This window comes from uncultured Veillonella sp., assembly GCF_938010505.1.
Classification (GTDB): Bacteria; Bacillota; Negativicutes; order Veillonellales; family Veillonellaceae; genus Veillonella.
In genome coordinates this window covers 1-5,135 of the sequence record NZ_CALLVP010000093.1, presented here as the reverse complement: position 1 = coordinate 5,135, position 5,135 = coordinate 1, and the positions used below count along the sequence as shown (strand labels likewise).

At 38.3% G+C, this 5,135-nt stretch carries 4 protein-coding genes; 1 reads left to right on the top strand and 3 read right to left on the bottom strand.

Going from position 1 to position 5,135, the window contains the following annotated elements:
* Positions 1-2 precede the first annotated feature (2 nt).
* Entirely contained in the window at positions 3-1,292 is a 1,290-nt protein-coding gene (locus tag Q0507_RS05690) for a hypothetical protein (protein ID WP_298713672.1), read from the top strand.
* 174 nt (positions 1,293-1,466) lie between these two features.
* On the opposite strand, the gene Q0507_RS05685 is transcribed toward Q0507_RS05690, so the two are convergent.
* The 3 genes from Q0507_RS05685 to glmM all read right to left on the bottom strand — a co-directional run.
* Positions 1,467-2,576 (bottom strand): tetratricopeptide repeat protein, encoded by a 1,110-nt coding sequence (locus tag Q0507_RS05685; RefSeq protein WP_298713669.1) that lies wholly within the window; start codon positions 2,574-2,576, stop codon positions 1,467-1,469.
* 238 nt (positions 2,577-2,814) lie between these two features.
* Positions 2,815-3,510: an aspartate/glutamate racemase family protein gene (locus Q0507_RS05680; RefSeq protein ID WP_298713666.1), complete on the bottom strand. Its 696-nt coding sequence runs from the start codon at positions 3,508-3,510 to the stop codon at positions 2,815-2,817.
* Positions 3,511-3,835: 325 nt separating this feature from the next.
* A partial coding sequence (glmM, locus tag Q0507_RS05675) for a phosphoglucosamine mutase (protein WP_298713662.1) occupies positions 3,836-5,135 on the bottom strand: 1,300 nt, incomplete at its 5' end.

Genomic DNA, 5,135 nt, shown 5'->3' with positions numbered 1-5,135 from the left:
CGATTAAAAAGAAACATAAAAATAGAAAAAATAGTTTGTCCTATAGAAAGTTACGCCGTTGGGTATTACCTGCAGTACTTGGCGCTACCCTATCGACGTTAGCCATCATTCCAACCTTAGCAGCAGAAACTCAACCTAACACTAACATAGCAGTTGTAACCACAACAGAACAAACTAAAACAGTATCGCCCACACAAGAAAGCACACATCCAAACAATACACCTCATGGTGCGCCACCAACAGGGCAACCTCCTGTAGGAGCACCTAATGGTATGCCCCCAAGTGGTGCGCCAAACGGGGTGCCTCCAGAGGGGATGCCTAACGGAGGATCTAATAGCATGGCTCCTCAACCGGAAGTAAATCCCAATACTTTCACAGGTACAGCAATAGTAACAGAAAACAAATCTATTGCTCATGAGTCGATGACAAACACAACAGCCGATCAAAATGCTTTTATCGGTAAAAACAAAGCGGTAATTGATATTGAAAATAGCGTTTTCGATAAAACTGGCAACACTACAAGCGATGATAATAGCAATTTTCGTGGTCAAAATGCAGTAGTCCTCGGCATTGACGGCAGTCAAATCAACATCAAGGGTAGCAATATTACATCTAACTCTAAAGGTTCTAATGCAGTCTTTGCCACTGGTGAAGGTAGTCCTGTTATCTACTCCACGGGTAATATTATGGTAAACAATGTCAACGGAATAGCTAATAATAGTGAAATTGGCGTTGTAGAAGGTAAGAACTCCATTACCCTTACAAACTCCAATGTAACTGGCTACAAAGACAATGGTTTTATGCTATATCAAAGCTTCTCTGGTGATGCTGAAAACGGTATTGCTCGACTCAAAGCAGAAAATAACACACTTACAACTCACGCTACAGGTGCGTTCCTCTATGTAAACAACACCACTGCTGAAGTAGACCTTTCTAACAATGCAATCTCTATGCCGAACACTTCTACCCTAGTGAAAGCAGCTGCTGACTCCCGTTGGGGAAAAACTGGTGAGAACGGCGGTCACCTTACACTCCGCGCATCTAATCAAGAACTAAGCGGTAATATTATGTCCGATTCAATCAGTACCATCGCTCTAGACATGACAAATGGATCTAGCCTTGTAGGTGCTGTAAACACAGACAACACGGCTAAAGAAGTAACTGTGAAACTCAGCAAAGACTCCAATTGGATACTCACTGGCGACAGCTATGTAAAATCCTTGAGCAACGAAGACACAACCGGCAGTAACATTCAATTGAATGGATATAAACTTGTTGTGGCTGATAAATAATTATAAAAGCACTACTCTGAATACTGATATGTACCCCCTTTACTGGTTGTCCGGTAAAGGGGGTACATATCAGTAATTACAATTCAAAGTAGTGCTTTTAATTTATTAAACTTACTTGTATATCAGCTTGAATATATAAATCGCCTTTAGATACATCTGCCAATAGTTAACGGATTAAAAATTATGAGTTAAACAGTCTATTAAATAGCACCCATATATTGGCCATAGTTTTAGTTCAACAACAGGTTTGTAGTTTTCATCTTTAATTTTATGTTCCAATAAATTTAGGTCTTTTAAATCATCTTCCCAGCTCTGGATATAACTTTGCTTTTCATCTTCACTATCAAAGTCTTCGTCCACTTTTGCATCTTCTATACATGCCAATATTTCTGTTCGTTGCTTGTCCACCTCTAGATGGAATTGGTCATGTTGATTCATAGTCCAAAGCCCAAAATAATAAGGACCGTCACTTAAGTCACAAGAGTTTTTAGCCTTTTCGCATTCTTCTAAGAATAATTTATACTCATCTAATACATAATAGGCATTTAAGATATCAAACTCCCAAATCTCATCATCTCGCTGATATGCAGGATCTCCACCAATCTTAATTTTCTTCAAATAATCAAGGGCTTGCTTTTTATTGCCTAAATACACATCGCAATAAGCTATACACAACAATAACCGCATTCTATTTGGATAGTTTTCAAGTAACTGCAAAAGTATGGTCTTTACTTTTTCATATTCTTTGAGTTCAAATAAACATACCGCATAGCCAAAGTTCATTTCATAATTATCTGATATGCTTCGTCCCTTTTCATAAGTCAGTAAGCTTCTCTCCAATTCCTCTACTGAGCCCTTTTCTGCATAAGATGAAAAATGATATAAAGCCAGCCCTCGGTAGGTCTCTATATATGGAGAATTTAACTTTACAGCTGCAGATAGATACTCATATTCTTTTATACTCCCCTCATCGTTATAATAAAAAGCCAAATTAGTGAAAATTCTCGCTTTATCAGTATCACTCAGTTCTTCTGTATATTTTCTGAGGAACTCTTCCAATAGTTCTATTGAATTTTTCTCATCCCTCAACACCTGTTCAACAGTTGCTAAAGTACAGACCACATCCACATCATTTGAATACTCACACATCAAAGTAATTAAATACGTTCTAAAACGCTCTGCGTATTGCTTTAGCACATCATACTCACTAAATATAGACGCATTATATGTAGCTTCATATTCTGCTTTAAGGTTTTCCCAATACTCTTTTATAGCAAGCTTCATATTACACCTTTTCTATCTAATACATTTCAGACTATATGGCTATAATAACACAAATTACTTTCTATATACGTGCCTATAGTAACTCCCCTCATATAAATTCAAACCATGCTAAAAGATTTCCTTTAGTCTCTAGCTAATTCTAATTGCATAAAACAACCCTCTATTAGATATTCTAAAAATGAATAAAAATATCTAATAGAGGGTTATGTTATTTAAACAATAATAAAAGCTAACTATATTATGCTCTACCAATAGAAATCAACGCCGCATTTTTTGCATGTATCAATGTAGTATCAAATAACGGTATATCTGTATCATCCTGTTTAACAAGTAGTCCGATTTCAGTACAGCCTAAAATAACACCTTGTACACCAGATTTTACCAAATCACCAATAATATCTAAGTATTGTTGTTTAGATTCATTAGAAATAATACCTAAACACAATTCATTGTATATAATACCATTCACAAGTTCAACTTGATCTTCGTTAGGGATAACAACATGAATCCCCCGATTTTCCAAGATACATTTATAAAAATCTTGTTGCATCGTGTACTTGGTACCGAGTAGACCTACCTTTGTAATACCTGATTTTTCTAACTCTACTGCAGTCATTTCCGCAATATGAAGAAGAGGTATGTGAATATTTCTTTCTATTTCATCCGCTACTTTATGCATTGTATTCGTGCATATAACAATATAATCAGCACCAGCCTTTTCAAGAGATTGAGCCGCATCGGATAAAATTTCAGCGCTTCTATCCCAATCGCCATTTGCCTGGCACTTTTCTATTTCTTCAAAATCAACGCTATATAAAATACATTTTGCCGAATGTAAGCCGCCCAAAACTTGCTTAATAGTTTCATTCAAAACTTGGTAATACGTAATCGTACTTTCCCAGCTCATTCCCCCAATTAAGCCTATTGTTTTCATAATATCACCCTCTAAGCTTAGAATAACCCAAAACAAAAAGGTTATTCATTATGATTATTCTATTTAAAATATCACTCATCTATAAACCTCCTATATCTGTTCCTGCAGCGACTTTACGTAGGACTGAGCAAAGTGACATATATAGGAGGGTATACCTTTGATATAAAAATTGTAGAATGAATTCACAATTATTAAAATCCATAGGATTAATCTCAGTAAAGATGGTTCCTCGCTGTGGATTTTGCTTTGCAAAATCTTACACTCGGAACAAAGTGATGTGTGGGCTTCATCGTCGCAAGCTCCTCTGCCACCTCACACCCTACTTTTATTCAGCCAACCCTTGTTCTCTACCGATAATATCAGCGATTTCTTGGCACAGGGATTGTAGTTCTTCTTGGTTAGGTCCTTCAGCCATGACACGAATGAGTGGTTCTGTACCAGAGGCACGTACAAGTACGCGACCTTCTACACCAAGTTCACTTTCCGCAGTTACGATAGCAGCTTTGATGATATCGTTATCTTCCCAACCAGTTTTTGTAGCAACGCGAACGTTCAAAAGCACTTGTGGGTATTTTGTCATAATGCCAGCCAACTCGGAAAGAGGTTGATTTTTCTCCTTCATAAGAGCCGCCACTTGAACAGCCGTCAACATACCATCACCAGTCGTGTTGTAATCTAAAAAGATTACGTGACCAGATTGCTCCCCACCAACGGAAAGGTCATGTTCACGCATGTATTCCAATACATAACGGTCACCAACAGCCGTTGCAAAGGTTTTCATACCTAGCTCTTTAGCTGCTTTGTGGAAACCAATATTACTCATAACAGTGCCAACTACAGTATCATCTTTAAGTTTGCCCTCTTCTTTCAACTTAAGAGCGCACAATAACATGATTTGGTCACCATCAAGAACTTCGCCTTTTTCATCAACCAATAAGCAACGGTCAGCATCGCCATCATTGGCGATACCAAGGTCTGCATTGTGTTGTTGTACTGCGACTTGCAAGCCTTCGATATGTGTAGAACCGCAGTGATGGTTGATATTCAAACCATCTGGATTTACGTTGATATTGATAACTTTAGCACCAAGGCCTGCCAAGATTTCTGGACCTACGCTAGAGGCGGCACCATTAGCACCATCATAAACGATTGTTAGGCCTTCGAGAGATGTATCGATTGTGTGTCGTACAAAATGAGCATAGAGATGAGCCAAGTTGCTATTGTACTCAATTGTACCAATACCATCACCAGTAGGACGTGCTAGCTCATTATCTGCACTTTGACGCACATAATTTTCTAGCTCATCTTCTACTTCGTCTGGCAATTTATAGCCATTGCCATCAAAGAATTTAATGCCATTATCTGGATATGGATTGTGTGATGCAGAAATAACAGCACCCGCATCAAAACCTTGTTGTCGTACAAGATAAGCTACCGCAGGAGTAGGTACAACACCTGCAATTACTACATTGCCGCCCACAGAACAAATGCCTGCTGCTAATGCGCTTTCAAGCATGGAACCAGAAATACGAGTATCGCGACCGATCAAGAACGTAGGATGTTCCTTTTCCTTACCAAAATGCGTTCCTGCCGCACGACCTAAATGATAGGCTAATTCCGGTGTT